Annotated in this window: 19 protein-coding genes and 2 pseudogenes; 6 read left to right on the forward strand and 15 right to left on the reverse strand. The window is 71.7% G+C overall.

Annotated elements, in window-relative coordinates; translation table 11 throughout:
- Positions 1 to 15: 15 nt before the first annotated feature.
- The gene (locus OG322_RS35745; RefSeq protein WP_241200470.1) at positions 16 to 621 is read right to left on the reverse strand and encodes a hypothetical protein; all 606 of its coding nucleotides are present in this window, start codon (positions 619 to 621) and stop codon (positions 16 to 18) included.
- 109 nt (positions 622 to 730) lie between these two features.
- Positions 731 to 1297 carry a TetR family transcriptional regulator gene (locus OG322_RS35750; protein WP_123467227.1) on the reverse strand — a complete coding sequence of 189 codons (567 nt, stop codon included), beginning with the start codon at positions 1295 to 1297 and terminating at the stop codon, positions 731 to 733.
- Between the two features lie 120 nt (positions 1298 to 1417).
- Between OG322_RS35750 and OG322_RS35755 the strand changes: the two are divergent.
- Both OG322_RS35755 and OG322_RS35760 read left to right on the forward strand, forming a co-directional pair.
- A pseudogene (locus tag OG322_RS35755) lies at positions 1418 to 1930 on the forward strand (NAD-dependent epimerase/dehydratase family protein); the annotation flags it as partial.
- A 113-nt stretch (positions 1931 to 2043) separates the two neighbouring features.
- The gene (locus OG322_RS35760; protein ID WP_124286322.1) at positions 2044 to 2538 is read left to right on the forward strand and encodes a cupin domain-containing protein; all 495 of its coding nucleotides are present in this window, start codon (positions 2044 to 2046) and stop codon (positions 2536 to 2538) included.
- A gap of 160 nt (positions 2539 to 2698) precedes the next feature.
- Here the strand turns inward: OG322_RS35760 and OG322_RS35765 are convergent.
- The 4 genes and pseudogenes from OG322_RS35765 to OG322_RS35780 form a co-directional block, all read right to left on the reverse strand.
- Positions 2699 to 3601: pseudogene (locus OG322_RS35765) on the reverse strand (IS982 family transposase).
- Between the two features lie 86 nt (positions 3602 to 3687).
- Complete coding sequence (locus OG322_RS35770) at positions 3688 to 4197, reverse strand: DinB family protein (protein WP_329307469.1); 510 nt, start codon at positions 4195 to 4197, stop codon at positions 3688 to 3690.
- Positions 4198 to 4333: 136 nt separating this feature from the next.
- A complete protein-coding gene (locus tag OG322_RS35775) occupies positions 4334 to 5326 on the reverse strand; it encodes a phosphotransferase family protein (RefSeq protein ID WP_124286441.1) in 993 nt (330 codons plus the stop codon).
- Positions 5327 to 5431: 105 nt separating this feature from the next.
- Positions 5432 to 6925, reverse strand: coding sequence for an MFS transporter (locus OG322_RS35780; protein ID WP_123469543.1), 1494 nt, complete (start codon positions 6923 to 6925; stop codon positions 5432 to 5434).
- A gap of 256 nt (positions 6926 to 7181) precedes the next feature.
- On the opposite strand from OG322_RS35780, the gene OG322_RS35785 reads away from it, so the two are divergent.
- Positions 7182 to 8039: a helix-turn-helix transcriptional regulator gene (locus OG322_RS35785; RefSeq protein ID WP_123469542.1), complete on the forward strand. Its 858-nt coding sequence runs from the start codon at positions 7182 to 7184 to the stop codon at positions 8037 to 8039.
- Between the two features lie 137 nt (positions 8040 to 8176).
- Here OG322_RS35785 and OG322_RS35790 read toward each other — a convergent pair whose 3' ends face one another.
- From OG322_RS35790 to OG322_RS35805, 4 genes are all read right to left on the reverse strand, one after another.
- A complete protein-coding gene (locus OG322_RS35790) occupies positions 8177 to 8815 on the reverse strand; it encodes a class I SAM-dependent methyltransferase (protein WP_164494565.1) in 639 nt (212 codons plus the stop codon).
- Between the two features lie 271 nt (positions 8816 to 9086).
- Complete coding sequence (locus OG322_RS35795) at positions 9087 to 10100, reverse strand: NAD(P)/FAD-dependent oxidoreductase (protein WP_123467212.1); 1014 nt, start codon at positions 10098 to 10100, stop codon at positions 9087 to 9089.
- Positions 10097 to 10624, reverse strand: coding sequence for an isoprenylcysteine carboxyl methyltransferase family protein (locus OG322_RS35800; RefSeq protein WP_329307470.1), 528 nt, complete (start codon positions 10622 to 10624; stop codon positions 10097 to 10099). Before OG322_RS35800 ends, OG322_RS35795 begins: the two co-directional genes overlap by 4 nt.
- 12 nt (positions 10625 to 10636) lie before the next feature.
- Complete coding sequence (locus tag OG322_RS35805; protein WP_123467208.1) at positions 10637 to 11692, reverse strand: type III polyketide synthase; 1056 nt, start codon at positions 11690 to 11692, stop codon at positions 10637 to 10639.
- Between the two features lie 118 nt (positions 11693 to 11810).
- Between OG322_RS35805 and OG322_RS35810 the strand changes: the two genes are divergently transcribed.
- Complete coding sequence (locus OG322_RS35810) at positions 11811 to 12680, forward strand: UbiA family prenyltransferase (protein ID WP_123467206.1); 870 nt, start codon at positions 11811 to 11813, stop codon at positions 12678 to 12680.
- A gap of 26 nt (positions 12681 to 12706) precedes the next feature.
- Here OG322_RS35810 and OG322_RS35815 read toward each other — a convergent pair whose 3' ends face one another.
- From OG322_RS35815 to OG322_RS35830, 4 genes are all read right to left on the reverse strand, one after another.
- Positions 12707 to 13234, reverse strand: coding sequence for an HAD domain-containing protein (locus OG322_RS35815; RefSeq protein ID WP_123467204.1), 528 nt, complete (start codon positions 13232 to 13234; stop codon positions 12707 to 12709).
- Between the two features lie 86 nt (positions 13235 to 13320).
- Entirely contained in the window at positions 13321 to 14313 is a 993-nt protein-coding gene (locus tag OG322_RS35820) for a CehA/McbA family metallohydrolase (RefSeq protein WP_123467203.1), read from the reverse strand.
- A gap of 42 nt (positions 14314 to 14355) precedes the next feature.
- Positions 14356 to 15090 carry an SDR family NAD(P)-dependent oxidoreductase gene (locus OG322_RS35825; protein ID WP_329307471.1) on the reverse strand — a complete coding sequence of 245 codons (735 nt, stop codon included), beginning with the start codon at positions 15088 to 15090 and terminating at the stop codon, positions 14356 to 14358.
- A 244-nt stretch (positions 15091 to 15334) separates the two neighbouring features.
- Positions 15335 to 15517, reverse strand: coding sequence for a DUF6381 family protein (locus OG322_RS35830; protein ID WP_124286326.1), 183 nt, complete (start codon positions 15515 to 15517; stop codon positions 15335 to 15337).
- Positions 15518 to 15713: 196 nt separating this feature from the next.
- Here OG322_RS35830 and OG322_RS35835 point away from each other — a divergent pair, with 196 nt between their 5' ends.
- Both OG322_RS35835 and OG322_RS35840 read left to right on the forward strand, forming a co-directional pair.
- Positions 15714 to 16421: a ribonuclease H family protein gene (locus tag OG322_RS35835; RefSeq protein ID WP_266412828.1), complete on the forward strand. Its 708-nt coding sequence runs from the start codon at positions 15714 to 15716 to the stop codon at positions 16419 to 16421.
- A 185-nt stretch (positions 16422 to 16606) separates the two neighbouring features.
- Positions 16607 to 17341 carry a CDP-alcohol phosphatidyltransferase family protein gene (locus tag OG322_RS35840; RefSeq protein WP_123467197.1) on the forward strand — a complete coding sequence of 245 codons (735 nt, stop codon included), beginning with the start codon at positions 16607 to 16609 and terminating at the stop codon, positions 17339 to 17341.
- Here OG322_RS35840 and OG322_RS35845 read toward each other — a convergent pair.
- Complete coding sequence (locus tag OG322_RS35845) at positions 17310 to 17756, reverse strand: adenylyltransferase/cytidyltransferase family protein (RefSeq protein WP_123467195.1); 447 nt, start codon at positions 17754 to 17756, stop codon at positions 17310 to 17312. The genes OG322_RS35840 and OG322_RS35845 overlap by 32 nt on opposite strands.
- Positions 17757 to 17954: the final 198 nt, after the last annotated feature.

Genomic DNA, 17954 nt, shown 5'->3' on the forward strand with positions numbered 1-17954 from the left:
TCCTGCCCGGCCCTGTCAGGCGGCGTAAGCGGACATCGTCAGGGTCTCGGAAAGGACGCGCCACAGAGCCCAGGCACCCGCACGGCTCGCCGCACTGCACAGCGTCCTCTCCGTGCACCGGGTCGGTCTGTTCTGCCAGGCGCTGACCACCAGGCAGTGCAGACCGAGGCTGCGGGTGAACGCGAAACGGATGTGGAGGCCCTCGCCCAGGTCATGGCCGGGAAGCGTCGCGATCTGAAGGCTGTCGTACCCGATCGCCTCCACCCGGACCGGGTTTCCGCCCAGCAGTTCGCATTCGTCCGCCGGACGGATCACGGCCGGGCAGTCACCGCTCACCGGGAACAGCCAGAAGTTGTCGGTGAGCTGTCCGCGCACGTCGTGGGGGCTGGTGAACGGATGGAAGCCCAGCGAGTAGCCGTACCGGTACAGTTGGTCCGGACCGGTGGGCTGTGCCCCGGCGTAGGACGGGGACGGCAGCACCGCGAGCAGGAGCGCGGCCACGAGCAGGCCGGCCGGTGCGGCACGGGCCGGCGCCCTGCCCGCCCTCACGGCGGAGCCGCGGAACGCCCGGCGCCGCGTGCGGCCGTCCTTCCGCATCAGCACCTCCCGAAGTGCAAACATGAGCCAAGTGGAAGGTATGCGCTGATGTGGGCGTCGGCATCTCGGCACCCGTCTGTACCCGTCAGGGGTGGCGGGCGGGGAACGGGCGGTGCGGGGCCCGGAACGGTGGTTACCTGCCCGCTGTCACGGCCTTGAGCTCGTCGAGCGACTCACGGATGAGCTGTGGCATGTCCGGCCGGCCGGTTCCGCCGATCCAACGCTCGAACGTCACCTTGAAGACCGCGATCCCCGCCTCGGCGGCCAGGCTCGCGGCCGGGTCCGCGACGCCTCGCCGACGCAGCGTGTCAGCGATTGCCGCGGACAGCCTCGCGAGCTTGATCAGCTCGCGTTCCTGCAGCTCGGCGTTAGCGGCGATGATCTTTTGGCGCTGCGTGGCGTACTCGTGACGGTCCTGGAAGACGGCCGCGGCAGCATCGAGTGCCGCGGCGACGGCGTCGATCGGCGCCGCGGACCCGGGCACGCCCGCGAGCGTGTCCACGAAGAGGTCCTGCAGGCTGGACGCGCCCGCGAACAGGACCTCTCGCTTGTCGGCGAAGTGCCTGAAGAACGTCCGCTCCGTGAGCCCCGCACGCCTGGCGATCTCGGTCACGGTCGTCTGTTCGAACCCGCGCTCGCTGTAGAGATCCATCGCGGCCTGTTCCAGCCTGCCGCGTGCGTTCGGCTCCCATCGACTCATGGTGGCGATTCTATGTGATGACAGTGACTGGCATCAGGTGTACGTTGATGACAGTCGCTGACATCGGCTGTCCGCCGCGCCCGTCGCGGCGTGGACGGCCGGCTACCCGGGAGGTTTCCCATGCGTGTGTTCATCACCGGAGCGTCCGGCTGGATCGGTTCCGCCGTCGTTCCCGAGCTCATCGGCGCGGGCCATCAGGTCGTCGGACTCGCTCGCTCGGACGCCTCGGCCGCCGCGCTCGACGCGGCCGGGGCCGAGGTGCGGCGTGGTGATCTCGACGATCTCGACGGCCTGCGGAGCGCGGCTGACGCCTCGGACGGCGTGATCCACCTCGCGTTCAAGCACGACATCGCCTTCTCGGGGAACTTCCAGGGTGCCGCCGATGCGGACCGTGCGGCCATCGAGGTATTCGGCGAGGTGCTCGCGGGTTCCGACCGGCCCTTCGTCATCGCCTCCGGGACGATGGGGCTCGCGCCGGGGCGGGTCGGGACCGAGCGGGACGGGCGGAGTTCCGATGCCGCTGTGCCGTTCGAGGGGGCACGGGCCCGTTTGGCCAATGCGCAGTTGACGCTCTCCCTCGCTTCCCGCGGTGTCCGCTCATCCGTGGTGCGGCTGCCCCCGACGGTGCACGGAGCGCTTCGCCACGGCCGTGGTCATGCTGATCGACACCGCTCTCCTCTTCGCCGTCTGACACCGGGGTCCGTCCCCACAACGGAATTGACCGTTCTTCAGGCAAGCAGTCACAGATGTCGCTGATCGTGCCGGACTTCGACGAGTCCGTACTCGTCCGCTCCGCCGACGCCGAAGTGATCGGCCGGGCACCCACCACCATCAGGCTGCTGGCCGACAGCAGTTCGACCGGCGGCGCGCTGTCCACCCAGCGGGTCAGTCTGACCAACGGCGCGGACGGCGCCAAGCCGCACCACCACTCGCGGTCGGCCGAGCTGTTCTACGTACTGGACGGCACGGCCCAACTGCTCTCCGGCGAGCAGCTCGTGACCGCCGAACGCGGCGACCTCGTCATCGTCCCGCCCGGCCTCGCGCACGCCTTCGCCGCCGCGCCCGGAGAGGACGCCGACATCCTCATCGTCATCACCCCGGGCGTCGAACGCTTCGAGTACTTCCGCCACCTGGAGTGCATCGCCTACGGCAAGGTGCCGCCGGAGAGCCTGCTGGAGGTCCAGGAGCTGTACGACACCCACTTCCTCAACAGCGAGGCCTGGAGCAAAGCCCGGGGGTGACACGGGATCCGGCGGGCGGTGGGGGAGCGGGCCCGACCGGTGGCCGGCCGCGCTGCCACGCGGCACCGGGCGGCCACCGGCGCGGAAGGCCGACCTTCACACACGATCTCCTCGCCGGCGCGAAGCGGCGTGGACCCTCTAGACGATCGATTCCAAGGGGTCAGTGGTCGTAGGCGGTCAGTGAGCGTAGGACGGGCTGGCTGGTGTGCCGCTGTGCCAGATCGCGGCCGTCAGCGCGAGGATGCGTTGCATGACGCGGACGACCACGCCGCCCGGTGTGCGGCCTCGGTGCTGTTCGAGGTCAAGCTGGCCCTTGAAGGTCTCGATGACCTACCGCAATGGCTTGAACAGGGGTGCCCCGGCCCGCTCCGGCTCGCCCTTGCGGGCCGGCCTCAGCAGCCGGATGTCCTGCTCGGCCAACTCTGGTGCTCGAAGGCGCGGCCGAAGTAGTTCTTGTCGCCGATCAGCGTCTGCCCGGCCCGCGCGGCGACCAGTTCCGGTTCGGCGGCGAGCAGGTCCAGCAGGGTCTCGTGTTCGTCGGCCTTGGCCCCGGTCAGCGCGAAGGCGATGGGCAGGCCCTGCAGGGTGCACACCAGGTGCGGCGCAGGCCCCAGAAGAAGCGGCTGTGGCTGGCGCAGTACCCGTACTCGGCCCATCCGGCCAGGTCGGAGCGCTTGACGGTCTCGCGGGAGCGTCCGCACTCCACCGGCGTGGAGTCCACGATCCACACGTCATCACTCCATACAGAGGTGTCGGTTGCCAGCACCCGGGTCACCCGCCGCAGCAGCTCGGTCGCCTTGCGCAGGCGCTTGTTGTAGCCGGGCTGCTTGGGCAGATAGGGGAAGAGATGCCGCAGGTGGGCGCGGGCGTGGCGGAGCCACTTGGCCTCGGAGGTGAAGCCCAGCATGGCCTGCATCATCGCGAGCGTGACCAGCTCGGCATCGGTCAGTTGCGGGGCGATCCCGACCGCAGGACGCCAGGGCGCCAGGTGCGGTGAGTCCTTCAGCAGGTCGTCGGTCTTCACATAGAGTGCGGTGGCGAGGGAGTCCAACTCTGTCTTCACACACTGACGTTGGACTCCCTCCTTCCAACCCCGCGGGCGATTCTCTGGAACGGATCAGCATCTGGAGATCGATGGCTCCCGCGGCCTCAGGCGCCCACGGTCCCGTCGACACCTTCACGCAGAAAGTCCGCGTGCCCGTTGTGGCGGCCGTACTCCAGAAGCACGTGCACCATCACCATCCGCAGCGACACCTCCTCGCCCCATCGTGGCTGATACCCGGCCTGGTCCAGGGACTCAGCCTCCCGCTCGATACGGCGCGAGTTCTCCACCTCGGCATCCCAGGCCACGAACGCCTCGTCCCTGGTCGACGCACTCGCGTCGTACGCTGCCTGAAAGTCGGTCTTGTCGGACCAGACCATGGGCGCGTCGTTGTCCTCGAACACTCGACGGAACCAAGCACGCTCCACCTCCGCCATGTGCCGCACCAGACCGAGCAGCGAAAGCGTGGACGGCGGCATCGACTGCTGCCGCAGCTCCTCGTCGGTGAGCCCTTCGCACTTCATGGCGAGGGTTGCGCGGTGGTAGTCGAGGAAAGCCCGCAGCACGTCGCGTTCGCTGCCAAAACTGGGCGGTCCTATGCGATTGTCGCTGGTCATTGGTCGTGCTCCTCATCCGTGCCTGCGTTGAGGTCCAGTATCTGATCCCGTCGACCGTCCCCGTACGAGTGGCCGTCAACCGGACCTGAAGGCTCATTGGACCCCGCAGCCGCAACTACCCCTTGGAATCAACCATCTAGACGTTCCGGACCAGCTGCAGTGCCTCGTTGAGGTTGTGTTCGGCGATCCTCCGCATGAACTCCCGGTCGGGGAAGTCCCCGTCGAGCAGCCGCAGCGGACCCGCCGTCAGCGACAGCCGCTGGGCGAGCATGTAGAGCGCGAGCCGGTCCTCGTCCAGTCCGTCCACCGCCAGCCGCCGGTACTCGTCGTGGAGGCGGATCCGCAGGAAGACGTGCTCCCACTCGACGTCGAAGTACATCAGGTCCTCGATGTCGATCAGAACAGGGTGGCCGTCGCTGTCCACCAGCACGTGGTCCAGACCCAGTTCGCCGTGGACGACGGAGTACTCGGCGCGGGGCCGGACAGCCCCGGCGAGGACGCGCAGCCGTTCCTCCAGCCGGTCGCGGGCGCCCGCGATCCGCTGATCGCGTGAGGCCGCCTCGGCGAGGCACGCCAGCGCGAAGTCAAGGACCTGCCCCTCGCACGACGTCCCCCGCGACGACCCTCCCCCGTCGATCAGCGCCACCTTGCCGTAGGCCGGCGCGCGGTGGCCCCGCATGGCCTCCAAGCCCTCGGCCAGGCGCGCCATCGCCGGCTCTGCGGCGTGCGGGTCACGGTCGAGGAGGTCCATCAGATTCTCGCCGGGGAAGTCCTCCACGATGGCGAGTTCGGCCGGGCAGTGAGTGCGCTCGCGGTCGATCAGGTGGACCGTCGGGACTCGGAGGCCGAGGCTGTCCAGCCGTGCGTGCGAGGCCTCGAACAGGTCCAGCCCGACACCGGGCAGCCCGACACCGGGCGAGAACGGATCGGTGAGGTCGTCGTCCCCCTCGGCCGCAGGCCAGTAGTTCTCGGACTCCTCCCACAGATAGGCGACCGCCGTCGTCGCGTCGTCCATCGTCAGGCGGTACACGCCCTTCCTGGTGCCGCCCGCGAGGCGTTCGGCCCCTTCCAATTGCCGTCCGCCGCCCAGCGCGGCCCGTGCCGCGCCCGCCAGCTGATTCTGCGTCACTCTCTTCGGTGCCACGTCCCTACCCGACTCCCCGTTTTGACAACCGTGGCACCCTACGCGAGACGCGGCTCAACCGCGACGGATCGGTGCCGCATCCGCGCTCCGTCAGAGTCCGGGCGGCCTGCGCGGTTCCTGGCCCGTGGGCGGCAGCAGGGACACGAGGGCCGAGACGGCAACGGCCAGCGCCAGGCAGAGGACCAGGGAGGCGGTCAGGGCGTGTCCGTACGCGGAGGCGTCCCGGTGACCGCCACGGCCCAGCGTGCCGTAGAAGATCACGCCCACGACGGCCACCCCGCCCGAACCGCCGATCTGCTGGCCCGTGGAGAGCACGCCCGAGGCCATGCCGGTCTCCGCCGGACGGACGCGCGAGAGTACGGCGTTGAGCAGCGGGGTGACCAGTACGCCGTTGCCGGCCCCGACCACGAGCAGCGGCCCGGCCAGGAACCACGGCGTCAGCGAGTCCCCGGAGCAGGCCACGACGGCGAGGGCGGCCGCGTGGCCGAGAGCGAGGATCAACGCTCCCGCCTGCAGCAGCCGCAGCCCGTACCGCGCCGAGCGCCCGGCGGTGAGGCTCCCCGCGAGGAAGGCGGCGGCGAACGGCAGGTAGAACAAGCCCGCGCTCAGCGGGTCCAGCCCCAGGCCGTCCTGCAGGGTCACGGACAGCACCAGGAAGAAGGAATTGATGCCGCAATAGGTGAGGAGGATCAGGAGCATGCCGACGGCGAACGCGCGGGTGCGCAACAGGCCGAGCCGCAGCAACGGGGAGCCACCTCGCGCCTCGACCCGGCGCTCCACGGCGGCGAAGGCGATCAGCGCGAGCGCTCCGGCGGCCGGGCTGATCCGGGACCACACGGGCCAGCCGGCCTCGCGGCCCGCGATGACGGGGACGATGAGCAGGGTGAGCGCGAGGGTCAGCACGGCCATGCCGGCGAGATCCAGCCGGTGATCGTCGGGATGCCGTGACTCGGGCACCAGCACAGCCGTCAGCGCCAGCGTGATCAGGCCGATGGGAACGTTGACCCAGAAGACCGGGCGCCAGGACGCCCCGAAGAGGTCGGCAGAGAGCAGCAGGCCACCCAGAATCTGCCCGCAGACCCCCGCGGCACCGATGACCGCACCCAGCATGCCGAAGGCGCGCGGTCGCTGCTCGGGCGGCAGCAGAGTCTGGATCGTGGCGAACACCTGCGGGAACATCATGGCGGCGCCGAGCCCCTGGACGAGCCTGGCCGCGATCAGGGCGCCGGGTCCGGGTGCGACGGCACAGGCCGCCGATGCCAGCGTGAACACGCTCACTCCGATGATGAAGCACCGCCGGCGGCCGAACCGGTCACCCAGCCGGGCGCCTGTGATCAACGCGACGGCATAGGTGAGCTGGTAGCCCGCCAGGACCAGCTGGACATCGGAATCGGATGCCCCCAGGTCGTCCTGGACGGCCGGAGCCGCGACGACCACGATGAATGTGTCGAGCACGGCCATGAACACGCCGACGTGGAGGACGGCGAGTGCGCGCCGGGGCGGGGCGGGCGAGCGGGGGCGTCGCGCGGCACCGGTGGCCGGGGCGGAGCGAGGGGGACCGGCGGGCTGCCAGGTGCGATTCATGGTCATGACTCTGGTCCGGGCCCGGACGGTTCAACAGGGAGAGAACATGCTGGTGGCCGCAGTACCACCCTGGGCGCCCACGGTGGCCGAGGGCCCGGCCGGCGCCGGCGTCGCCACCACCGTCGCCGGCGACACCGCGACCGGGCGGAGCTCCTTGCCCGTATCGGCATCGTCCGCACCGGAATCACCGCTCGCGGGAGGCTCCCCGGGCAGTATCGTCCGGGGCGCACAGTGTGCGCTGGATCGGGGGTTTTCGATGAGTGACGGTGAACGGCGCAGGGTCCTGGCGGAGTTCCTCCACACCCGCAGAGGACGCGTGCAGCCGGGCGACGTCGGCATCGAGGCCGGGCTCCGTCGGCGTACTCCCGGACTGCGCCGCGAGGAACTGGCCCTTCTGTCAGGGGTCAGCGTCACCTGGTACACCTGGCTCGAACAGGCCAGGGACATCAGCGTGAGCCGTCAGGTGCTGCTCAGCCTGGCACGGGTGCTGCGGCTCTCTCCGGCCGAGATCCGGCACCTCTTCGCGCTGGCCGGCCAGGCGTCGCCTCCGGCGGCCGCCGCGCGGGGCGTTACCCGGGCGTTGCAGCGCCTGGTGGACGCACTCGATCCGAATCCGGCGTACCTGCTCGCCCCCAACTGGGACCTGCTGGCCCGCAACCGGTCCGAGGCCGGTCTGGTGGGGCCCTCGGGCGCCGGGGACGGGTGCGAACCCAATCTGATCAGGATGGTGTTCACCCTGCCGAGGATCCGCACGCTCCTGGTGGACTGGCCGGGGCAGGCACGGGCCCTGCTGGAGCAGTACCGGGCCAGTGCGGACCGGAACACCGGAGACGAGTCGTTCGAGCGGCTGACGGCCGCCCTGCGCAGGGACAGCGAGGAGTTCCGGAGCTGGTGGGACACCCATGATGTCGCGGAGTTCGAGCCGGCCCGCAGGGCGTTCGACCACCCCGGACTGGGCCGGCTGACGTTCGACTACGTGAAGCTGGCTGCCGTGGACACGCCCGGCGTCACACTGGTCTCGTGCCTGCCGTCCGATGAGGAGACGGCCGGAAAGCTCCCGGGGCTGGGCGAGTACGCAGAGCGGGGCGGTCCCGACGGCGGCTCCGGCGGCTGAGCGGAAGCCACCGGACCCCGCGCGAACGGGCACCGGATGACCGCCCCCGCGACGGACCGGCGCTCAGGCGGCGAACCCCGGCACCAGGGCCCCGGCCACCGGGGGGAACGGGATGTGCGAGGGCCGGTGTGCCCGGATCACCGTGACGACCGCCGCGCCAGCAGGAACAGGTGCGGTTCGGGCGCTCCCGCCGGATGGGCCGGTGTGAACACGCTGCTCTGTTGCGACAGGACCGTGAATCCGGCCCCGGCCACCAGCGCGGTGAATTCCGCGGGCCCGAAGCTGGTCACCCGCACCGGCCGTCCCATGAACTCACCGCTCACTCCCTCCAGGTCCAACGGCACCGTCGCGACGGCCAGATGACCGCCGGGCCGCAGCGACCGTCCGAGCAGACGCAGCACCTCCGACTGGTCGGCGCGCGACATCTGCAGGAGCGAGAAGTACACGCATACGGCGTCGAAACTCTCGTCCTCCAGAGGCAGTTCCCGGATGTCGGCACAGCGGAAGGCGGCCCGGGGCACCTGCCGGGACGCGATGTCCACCATGACCGGAGAGACATCGACACCGAGCACCTCATGACCGGCGTCGGTCAGGGCCTGCGCGGTCGGCCGCCCGGTGCCGCTGCCGACATCCAGCACCCGGCTGTGCGGTCCGAGCTGCTCCAGCAGCAGCTCCAACGAGGCCTGGTGCGCGGCCGATCCGGCGAACGCCTGCTCGTACTCGACGCCCAGCGCGTCGAACACCTCTGCGGCAGTGGGCTGTTGACCTGAGTCCATCGAGAATCCACTCCTTCTCGGGCTGATGTCCCCGGCCCGCCGGGCTGAGGGCCGCGGGCCACGGCCACGTACAGGCCGCTGTGCTCGGGCTGTGCGGCGGGATGAGGTGAAACCGCTCCTTCGGCGCAGTCTGCCACAGCAACTTAGCGATGAGCATGCCGTGTTGAACGCAACGAGCGCGTCGCCCGCGTCGCCCGGGTGAGGTCGTCCCGGTCCTCGCCCCGGCCTGTCTCCCGGTGTCCGTCCACCGGGAGGCAGGCCGGGGCCGTGACTACTGCAGCGCGTGCACGGCCGCGCCGAAGACGGCCGGTGCGCGGTATGCCGCGGGAACGATCAGGCGGGCGGTCGCCGGATGCCGTGCCACCGCCAGCAACCCTTCGGTGAGCAGACGGTGACGCCTGGTCAGTCGCGTCCACCGGGGCGGGTAGTCCTGCGGGCGGCCGGCGGCCAGTGAGTCCACCGCGGCCGCGGCCGTCGCCAGGGCCAGTGCCACCCCCTCACCGGTCAGCGCGTCCACATAGCCCGCGGCGTCACCGGCCAGCAGGACACGTCCGGCCCTCCGGCCCAGCGCCCGCCGGCGCAGCGGCCCGGCGCCTCGCACGGGACCCGCGTCCCGGCCGGAGAGCGAGGCGGCCAGCCGGGGGAACGCCGTCAGATGCTCCTCGTAGGAGCGGCGCTCCCCGCTGAGTACGGCCACACCCACCAGGCCGTCCCCGAGCGGCGTCACGTACGCCTCGCCGTGCCGGGACCAGTGGACCTCCACGAACTCCGTCCACGGGGCGATCCGGTAGTGGCGGCGCTGCCCGTACCGGCGCACCGCCGTGCCCGGACCGTCCAGCCCCAGCTCGCGCCGGAGCGGCGAGTGCAGCCCGTCCGCCGCGATCATCCAACGGGCCGTCAGCCCGCCCGCACTGACCCGGTCCTCGCTCTGTCGGACATCCGCGACCTTGCCCGGGACGATCCGGACGCCGAGCTCCACCGCCCGGCCGTGCAGAGCGGAGTGCAGCTCGGTCCGCCGCACGCCGAGCCCCGTCCGCCCCCGGAACGCCGCTTCGGCGCTGCGTGCGCCTTCCACGTACCGGATGCCGCGCAGCCGGTGCCCGGTCACCTCGACGCCCAGGGCGCGCAGCGCGGCGACCCCGCTGGGCATGATGCCCTCGCCGCAGGCCTTGTCGATGGGCGAGGCGCGGGGTTCGACGACGACCGTCTCAAGGCCCAGCCGGGCCGCCCGGATCGCCGCCGCCAGACCGGCCGGGCCGCCGCCCGCCACCAGGAGGTCGATCACGCCGCAACGTCCGCCGTCGGCGCGGCAGTGAGTGCCGCCTCCTCGCACCGGACGCGTACGGTCATGAGCGCCGCGTTGAGAACGGTGAAGAGCACCGCGGTCACCCACGCGCCGTGGACGAGCGGCAGGGCGAGTCCCTCGGCGGCGACGGCGACGTAGTTGGGGTGGCGCAGCAGCCCGTACGGGCCGCCGGTCACCAGCGGCAGCCCCGGAACGACGATGACGCGGGTGTTCCACCGGGGTCCGAGCGTGCGGATGCACCACCAGCGCAAGCCCTGCGCGGCCAGTACCGCGGCCACCATCGCCCAGCCGAACAGCGGCATGAACGGCCGCTCCGCCAGCCGGACCTCGACGAGACAGCCCACCAGCAGAGCCGTGTGCAGGGCGACCATCGCCGGGTAATGGGCGCGGCCGGTCTCGACGCCGCCCCTGGCCAGTGCCCAGCGGGAGTTGCGGAGCGCGACGACGAGTTCGGCGAGCCGTTCGCCCGCCACGGCCAGCACCAGTGCCGTGTACCAGATCATGTGTCCTCCGACCTACCAGCGCAGCAGTACGAGTTCGCAGCAGAATCCGGGCCCCATGGCCATCAGCAGCCCCGGCGACCCCGGCTCGGGCCGCCGCTGCTCCAGGGTGTCCCGCAGGACGTGGAGCACCGAGGAGGAGGACAGGTTCCCCACCTCGGCCAGCGAGCGCCAGGTGACGTCGAGAGCTCCGTCGGGGAGTGAGAGGACGTCGGAGACGGCCTCCAGGACCTTGGGGCCGCCCGGGTGGCACACCCAGTGCGCCACGTCCTTCGGCTTGAGCCCGTGCTCCGCCAGGAAGTCGCGCACGTCGTCGGCGAGATACCGGCGCACGACGTCGGGGACGGCCGGATCGAGGCGCACCTTGAAGCCGGAACTGCGGATGTCCCAGCCCATCACGTGCTCGGTGTCCGGATACATGCGGCTGCGGGTCGCCACCACCTCGGGTCCCGCCCCGGACGCCCGGCCCTGGCCGAGCGCCACCACGGCAGCCGCCCCGTCACCGAACAGCGCGGTCGCCACCAGGTTGGCGGTCGACGCGTCGTGGCGCTGGAAGGTGAGGGAGCAGAGCTCTACCGACAGCAGCACCGCCACGTCGTCGGGACGCCCGAGCAGATAGTCGTGCAGCCGGGCCACTCCGGCGGCCCCGGCCACGCAGCCGAGCCCGAACACCGGCAGCCGCTTCACATCGGAGCGCAGGCCGAGCCGCCCCACCAGCCGGGCGTCGACCGAGGGAGCGGCCACCCCGGTGACGGACGTGAACATCAGGAGGTCCACATCGGCGGGCCGCAGCCCCGCGGTCCGCAGCGCCCCCCGCAGCGCCTCGGCGCCCATGTCCACGGCCGCGCCGATGAACACGTCGTTGGCGTCGCCGAACCCGTCCAGCTCCGCGTAGCGCTCCAGGGGCAGCACCATGTTCCGGGTGCGCACCCGGGCGTTCTCGTGCAGCCGGTCCAGCACCCGCCGGTCGGCCCCCGGAGGCAGACAGGTACGGGCCACCATGTCGGTGACCTCGCGCTGGGTGTGGCGGTACGGAGCCGGGGTGCCGTGAACGGCTGCGATCCGGGTCATCCCGGGTCCTGATTCGGAGGCGTCATGGCCCATCTCTGCCCCGCATCATGGACGAAACACCGCAAACAACCCGTGCGGCTGTCATGCCCGTCCGGCACGCAGTACTTACGATCACGTGATGGGCACCCCTGACCCGTCACGCGTCTACGCCACGACCGCGTGGCCGCTGCGCCGCACCGCGGCACTGGCCCGGTCCTGCCATCCGGGGCCGGTGGTCGCGGTGAGCGCGCTGGCCGGGGCGCTGGGCGTCGGCGTCGGCCTCGACGGGGCCCGCTGCGCCCTCCTCGTCGCCGCTGTGCTGAGTGGTCAGCTCTCGGTCGGCTGGTGCAACGACGCCTTCGACGCCCGGCGGGACGCCTCGGCCGGCCGTCGCGGCAAACCGGTGGCCGACGGGTCCGTGAGCCGTCCGGCGGTGTGGACGGCGGCGTTCGCCGCCGCGCTGCTGTGCGTTCCGCTCTCCCTTGCCTGCGGCTTGCTCGCCGGTACGGTGCACCTGGCCGCGGTGGCGGCGGCGTGGGCGTACAACCTGAGGCTGAAGGCGACGGCGCTGTCCTGGCTCCCGTACGTGATCGGGTTCGCCACCCTGCCGGCGGTGGCCGCCCTGACCCTGCCCGGAAGTCCGGGTCCTGCCTGGTGGGCCGTCACGGCCGGTGCGCTGCTGGGCCTGGCGGCCCATCTGGGCGATGTGCTCCCCGATATCGAGGACGACCTGCGCAACGGGGTGTACGGACTGCCCCACCGGCTGGGTGTCACCGGCACCGCACTGCTGCTGCCGGTGCCGCTGGTGGCGGCCTCAGCCGTGCTGGCGCTCGGCCCGGCCGGGCCGCCGGGCTGGTGGGGGGCGGTGACCCTGGCGGTGGCGGCGCCGACGGCACTGGCCGGGCTCGTGCTCGGCCGGTACTGGCGCAAGGCCGCGCTCGCCGCCGCCGTGGTCGTGGCGGCGGCCGATGTGGCACTGCTGCTGGTGCGCGGCGCCGCCCCGCTGTGACCCGGGCAGCGGGTGTACCGGCGGCCTCACATCGTGCGCAGCCAGGCGTCGAGCAGCCGGAAGTCGTCGTCGGTGAGACCGCGCCCGGGATCGACGCGGTGGAGCAGCGCCCGCTCACCGTGGTGTGCGGCCACCCATCTCCGGTCCGCCTCACCGATCTCGTCGTCCACCCAGGCGAACGCCCGCCCGCCGGCCCACTCGACGAGTGTGCGGGTCTTCCAGTGCAGCCCCGCCCGTGCGTCCCGCGCGTCCTCGGACGACATGCCGGGCCACAGCACCACGGGGAGCGCCGGCAGCCCGAGCCGCGGCGCGACGACCTCGTTCGCCTCGTGCGTCCATGTCGTCGCCCACACCAGCTCGCAGTCGAGCGCGGCCAGCCGGGGCCCGAGTCCCGGATCGATCCTGGCGAGCAGCGGGTGTGCCCCGGCTCCGGGCGGAACCGGCCCGGTCGAGTACGTCGGGTGGCTGCCGCTCGGGCCGGTCGCCGGGCCGAACGGGAGGAGCGGGCCGTCGACATCGAGAAAGAGCAGCGGAAGCCCGCCTGAACCGGTCACCGCTGCACGGTACAGCCGGAGGTCGGCGCCCGCCCGTATCGTCCGCCCTGTCGCCGTCTCGGCGCGCGGGCCGACGCGCTGCCGGATCAGGCCAGGAGGACCGGATTGCTGAGCGCCGCCATGTGCCCCTCGCGATGCCGTACCTCGATCCGGAGGAACGCCGAATCCGCCGCGCTGAACTGCCACCTCGCGGCGCCCGTTCCCGAGTCGGGAAGGGACACGCGGTGCGCCTCTCCCCGTTCGGTGCGAAAGCTGACCGTGCCCGACGGCACACCGCGTACGTCCGCCCTTGCCACGGCCGCCTCACCACCCGTTTCCAGCAGCTCGCCGATCCCGGCGCGCCGCTCGCCTGCCGAGACCGTGAACGACAGCTCGACCGCGGCCGATCCGGCGATCCAGCTCCGGCCGGCGCGGATGCCGGCGAGTATCGCGTCGGCACGCAGCCCGTCGGCCAGTACGACGGTGTGCGGGGTGCCGATCTGGCCCTCGAGGTGAGCGTCACTGTTCCCGACGGCAGGCCGCCACCGTCCCCGGTGGATGTCCGCGGCCAGGCCGCGCCCCCATTCGGCCAGGGCCGCCTCGTTGTCCGCCTGCCAGGGGACGTCCGAACTCCACTGCCCGTTCCACACCTCGACCACGTCGAAGCCCCGGTACGGGTACATGAAGGTGCCCGAGGGATACGGCGCGTGCGGGTGGGCCGCGACGCAGAGTCCGCCGGCTCGGTGAACCTCGTCCAGCTGCCGGTCGATCAGGTCGTCCCGCACGCCGTAGCGCCCGTCGACCGCTCGCCCCGGGGGGATGCCCAGAGCGAGCCAGTGCCCGGTCAGGGTGGTGACCTCCTGGCCCAGGATCACCAGCAGTTCGTCGTCGGCCTGCCGGGCCCAGACAGCATGTGTCTCGACGGTGTTGTGCTCGGTGGCGGCGAGGAAGGCAAGTCCTGCCGCACGTGCGTCGGCCACCAGCCGCTCCGGCGTCAGCTCGGCGCCGTTCGAGACCGCCGAATGCACATGGCAGTCGCCCCGGTACCAGCCGCGCCCCCGGCCGGCCACCGGCGGTGGCTGAGATCCGGGCTCCGGCATCAGTGCGACGCCTGCCGGAACCGGGCACCGCGCAACGCCACGTCAGCGCCCGCCCGCCACGCGCAGAATCGCCCCGGTGGCGTACGAGGCGTCGTCCGAGAGCAGCCAGGCGACGGCTCCGGCGACCTCCTCCGGCTGACCGGGCCGGCCCAGCGGGATGCCGGCGGCGGCCCTGTCGGGGCGCTCGGGGTCCTCGTGGAACCCGGTCCGGATGATGCCGGGCGACACCGCGTTGACCCGGATGCCGGCTGCGGCGACCTCCTTGGACAGGCCGATGGTCATCGTGTCCACCGCTGCCTTGGCGGCGGCGTAGTGGACGTACTCGCCGGGGCTGCCGAGGGTGGCGGCAGCCGAGGACATGTTCACGATGGCCCCGCCGCCGGTCCGGCTCATATCGCGCACGGCCCGCCGCGCACAGAGCAGGTACCCGATGACATTGACGTCCAGGGCGCGTCGGAGTCCGGCCGCGTCGGCGTCCGCGAGCGGGCCCGTCGGACCGCCGACGCCCGCGTTGTTGACCAGCCCGGTGACCGGCCCGAACTCGGCGGCCGCGGACTCGAAGAGCCGGTCGACACCTGCCTCGTCGGTCGTGTCCAGCCGTACCGTGACACAGCGTCGGCCCGTCCCCCGCACGTTCCGGGCGACAGCCTCGGCCGCCGCCGCGTCGGAGCGGTAGCCCAGTGCGATGTCGTGCCCGTCGCCCGCCAGACGTACACAGACCGCCGCGCCGATTCCGCGGCTGCCGCCGGTGACCACGGTGACCGGATGACGGCTCATGAATGCCCCTGACTCCCGTGCGAGGACCCGATGCCCCCGGCGGATGGGACCATCGTAGGGAGTGATGACCGAACTCCTCCGGGCAGGTCCGGGCCTCAGCTCCGGCGGGGAGCGGGCTCGCGGGACAGCCCTCAGGTATGCGCTTTGGACCGGCGTGTCCTGCGGCGGTCCGGTAAACGACTGGATGGACTGCCACCCCCTCATGGAAGGGTGGCAGTCCATCGGCCGTACCTGTGACGCGGTGCTACTGAGGGAGGTCGCTGCCGCCCCGGCCGGCCTGCTGCTCGCTCTGCTCGTGCAGCTTGCGGGCCTTCTCCTGGAGCCGTCGGCGCTGCTCCGGGTCGTTGGTGCGCTCCGCGGCCTCGGTCATGTGCCTGGCCTTCTCGCGCATCTGATCGGCTCGGCCGGTTTCTCCTGCAACGCTCATCGTCGCTCCTTGAACGGTAGGGAAGAGCGGGCTCACTCAGAGAACCAGCGCTCCGGGTCCGTCGCACTCCGAACCGCTACGTACCGTGAAGGTGCCAGGTGGGGCGGGTGCCGGGAGCGGTCTGTTGCGGCGGTGCGGGCGCCGGCTCCCGCACCGGCGGGACTCGTGGCCCCCCGGCGCTGGCATGATCAGGGGTATGAACGAGCGCATGATCGCCGCGTGTGACGGGGCATCGAAGGGTAATCCGGGGCCTGCGGCCTGGGCGTATGTGGTGGCCGACGCGGAGGGCAGGCCGTTTCGGTGGGAGGCGGGACCGCTGGGCACCGCCACCAACAACGTCGCCGAGCTGACCGCGCTGCAGGAGCTGCTGGAGTCCGTCGACCCCGGTGTGCCGCTCGAGGTCCGGATGGATTCGCAGTACGCGATGAACGCCGTCACCAAGTGGCTGCGGGGCTGGAAGCGCAACGGCTGGAAGACCTCGGCCGGCAAACCCGTCGCCAACCGCGATCTGGTGGCCCGCATCGACGCCCTGCTGACCGGCCGGGCCGTGGACTTCGTCTACGTGCCCGCCCACCAGGTGGACGGTGACCCGCTGAACGCGCTCGCCGACCAGGCGGCCAGTGAGGTGGCCGTGGCGCAGCGAGCGGCAGGCACCTCGCAGGGTTCCGCGGACCTGCCGGTGCCCGCGGCCGCCCGCGCCTCCGAAGGGCGTCGGGCCGGCGGCGCGGCCAGGAGCACGGGTGGTGCGGCGAAGAGCACGGGCGGCGCGGCCCGCTCCGGCGCCACCATCCGCGCCAGGTTCGCGGGGCGCTGCCACTGCGGGAAGCCGTACGCGGCCAAGGACACGATCGCGAAGAACGACCAGGGCTGGGGCCACCCGGAGTGCCGCACCGCCTCCGTCTGACCCGTGCGCTCCCCGGCCCACCGCCTGCCGCCCGGCCGGCCCGGCTTCGCCGACGGGCCCGGATCTGCCGGCCGGGCCGGGGCGATCCGGCCCCCGCGACGGGTTCCGCGTGCCATGATGCGGCTCCGGCGGAGCGGTCGATGCGCCGCCGGAGCTGTGGACAACGGCGACACGCTGGGGGGCGTATGGAAAGCACGGGAACGGTGCTGCGTGAGCTGCGCGGGGCGCAGAAGTCGGCCAAGGGGGTTTCGCTCTACTCGCGGTACGTGAACCGGCCGGCCGGCCGGGTCTTCGCGGCCGTCGCGTTCCGGCTGGGCATGACACCCAATCAAGTCACCGCGGTGAGCGCGGCGTTCACCTTCGCCGCCCTCGCGTCCGTGGCCCTGGCCAGGCCCACGTGGGGGCTGGCCCTCCTGGTCTACGCGGGGCTGGCCGTGGGATTCGCCCTCGACTCGGCCGACGGGCAGCTCGCCCGGCTCACCGGCCGGGGAGGCCCCGACGGCGAATGGCTCGACCACGTCGTCGACTGCGCCAAGATGATCCTGGTCCACACCGTCGTACTGATCTCGTTCCACCGCTATTTCGCACTGCCGGCCGACGGCTGGCTGCTCCTGCCGCTCGGCTTCCTGTTCGTGGCCGTGCTGACCTTCTGCGCGGGGCTGCTGCGTGAACAACTGGGCAGGGCCGCCGCCCGTCCTGGGCCGGCCGGTGACGCCGGGCCCGGGCAGGGGGTCTCGAAGCTGCGGGCCGTGGTGCTGCTGCCGGCCGACTACGGGGTGTTCTGCCTGGTGTTCCTGCTGCTCGGCGACGAGACGGTGTTCCGGATCGGCTATGCCGTGCTCGCCGCCGTGCACGCGCTGTTCCTGGTGGCGTTCCTCATCAAGTGGTTCAGGGAGCTGAAAGCGCTCCGGGCAGGCTGACCAGCGAGTCCAGCGCCCGGCGCAGCTGGGTGCTGGACGTGTGCACGGTGTACGGGAAGTAGACGACCTCCACGCCGACCTCGGCGAAGTCGCGTTCGAGCCGTTTTCCCTTCTCCGTGTCCCGCCAGTCGTCCCCCTTGAAGATGACGTCGAACCTGACCTGCTGCCAGGTCTCCACCTTGTCGGGGACGGTCTCGACGAACGCGGCGTCCACGTACCGGACGCTCCGGACGATCTCCAGCCGCTCCGGCAGCGGAATGACCGGTCTGTGGCCCTTCGCGAGCACGGCCATCTCGTCCGAGACGACCCCCGCGACCAGGTAGTCGCACTGGCTGCGGGCATGCCGCAGGATGTTGAGGTGACCTATGTGGAACAGGTCGTAGACCCCCGGCGCGTAGCCGACCCTGTGCACCATCCGTTCTCTCCCCCCACGGTGAACGTGATCTCCGTGTCCCACCGGCAGGTTTCCGGACATCGCATCCGGTCCGGTGGGATATCGGTATCGGTGTTGATCGTGCAACGACCTTACTGTGAAGACCACTTGCTCATCTCGTGAACGGATAAGCTCACTTTTGGGGCTGTTCCTTGGGGGGAACACAGGTGGCCCCGGGGG

Origin of the sequence: Streptomyces sp. NBC_01260 (assembly GCF_036226405.1) — a bacterium.
GTDB classification, from domain to species: Bacteria; Actinomycetota; Actinomycetes; order Streptomycetales; family Streptomycetaceae; genus Streptomyces; species Streptomyces laculatispora.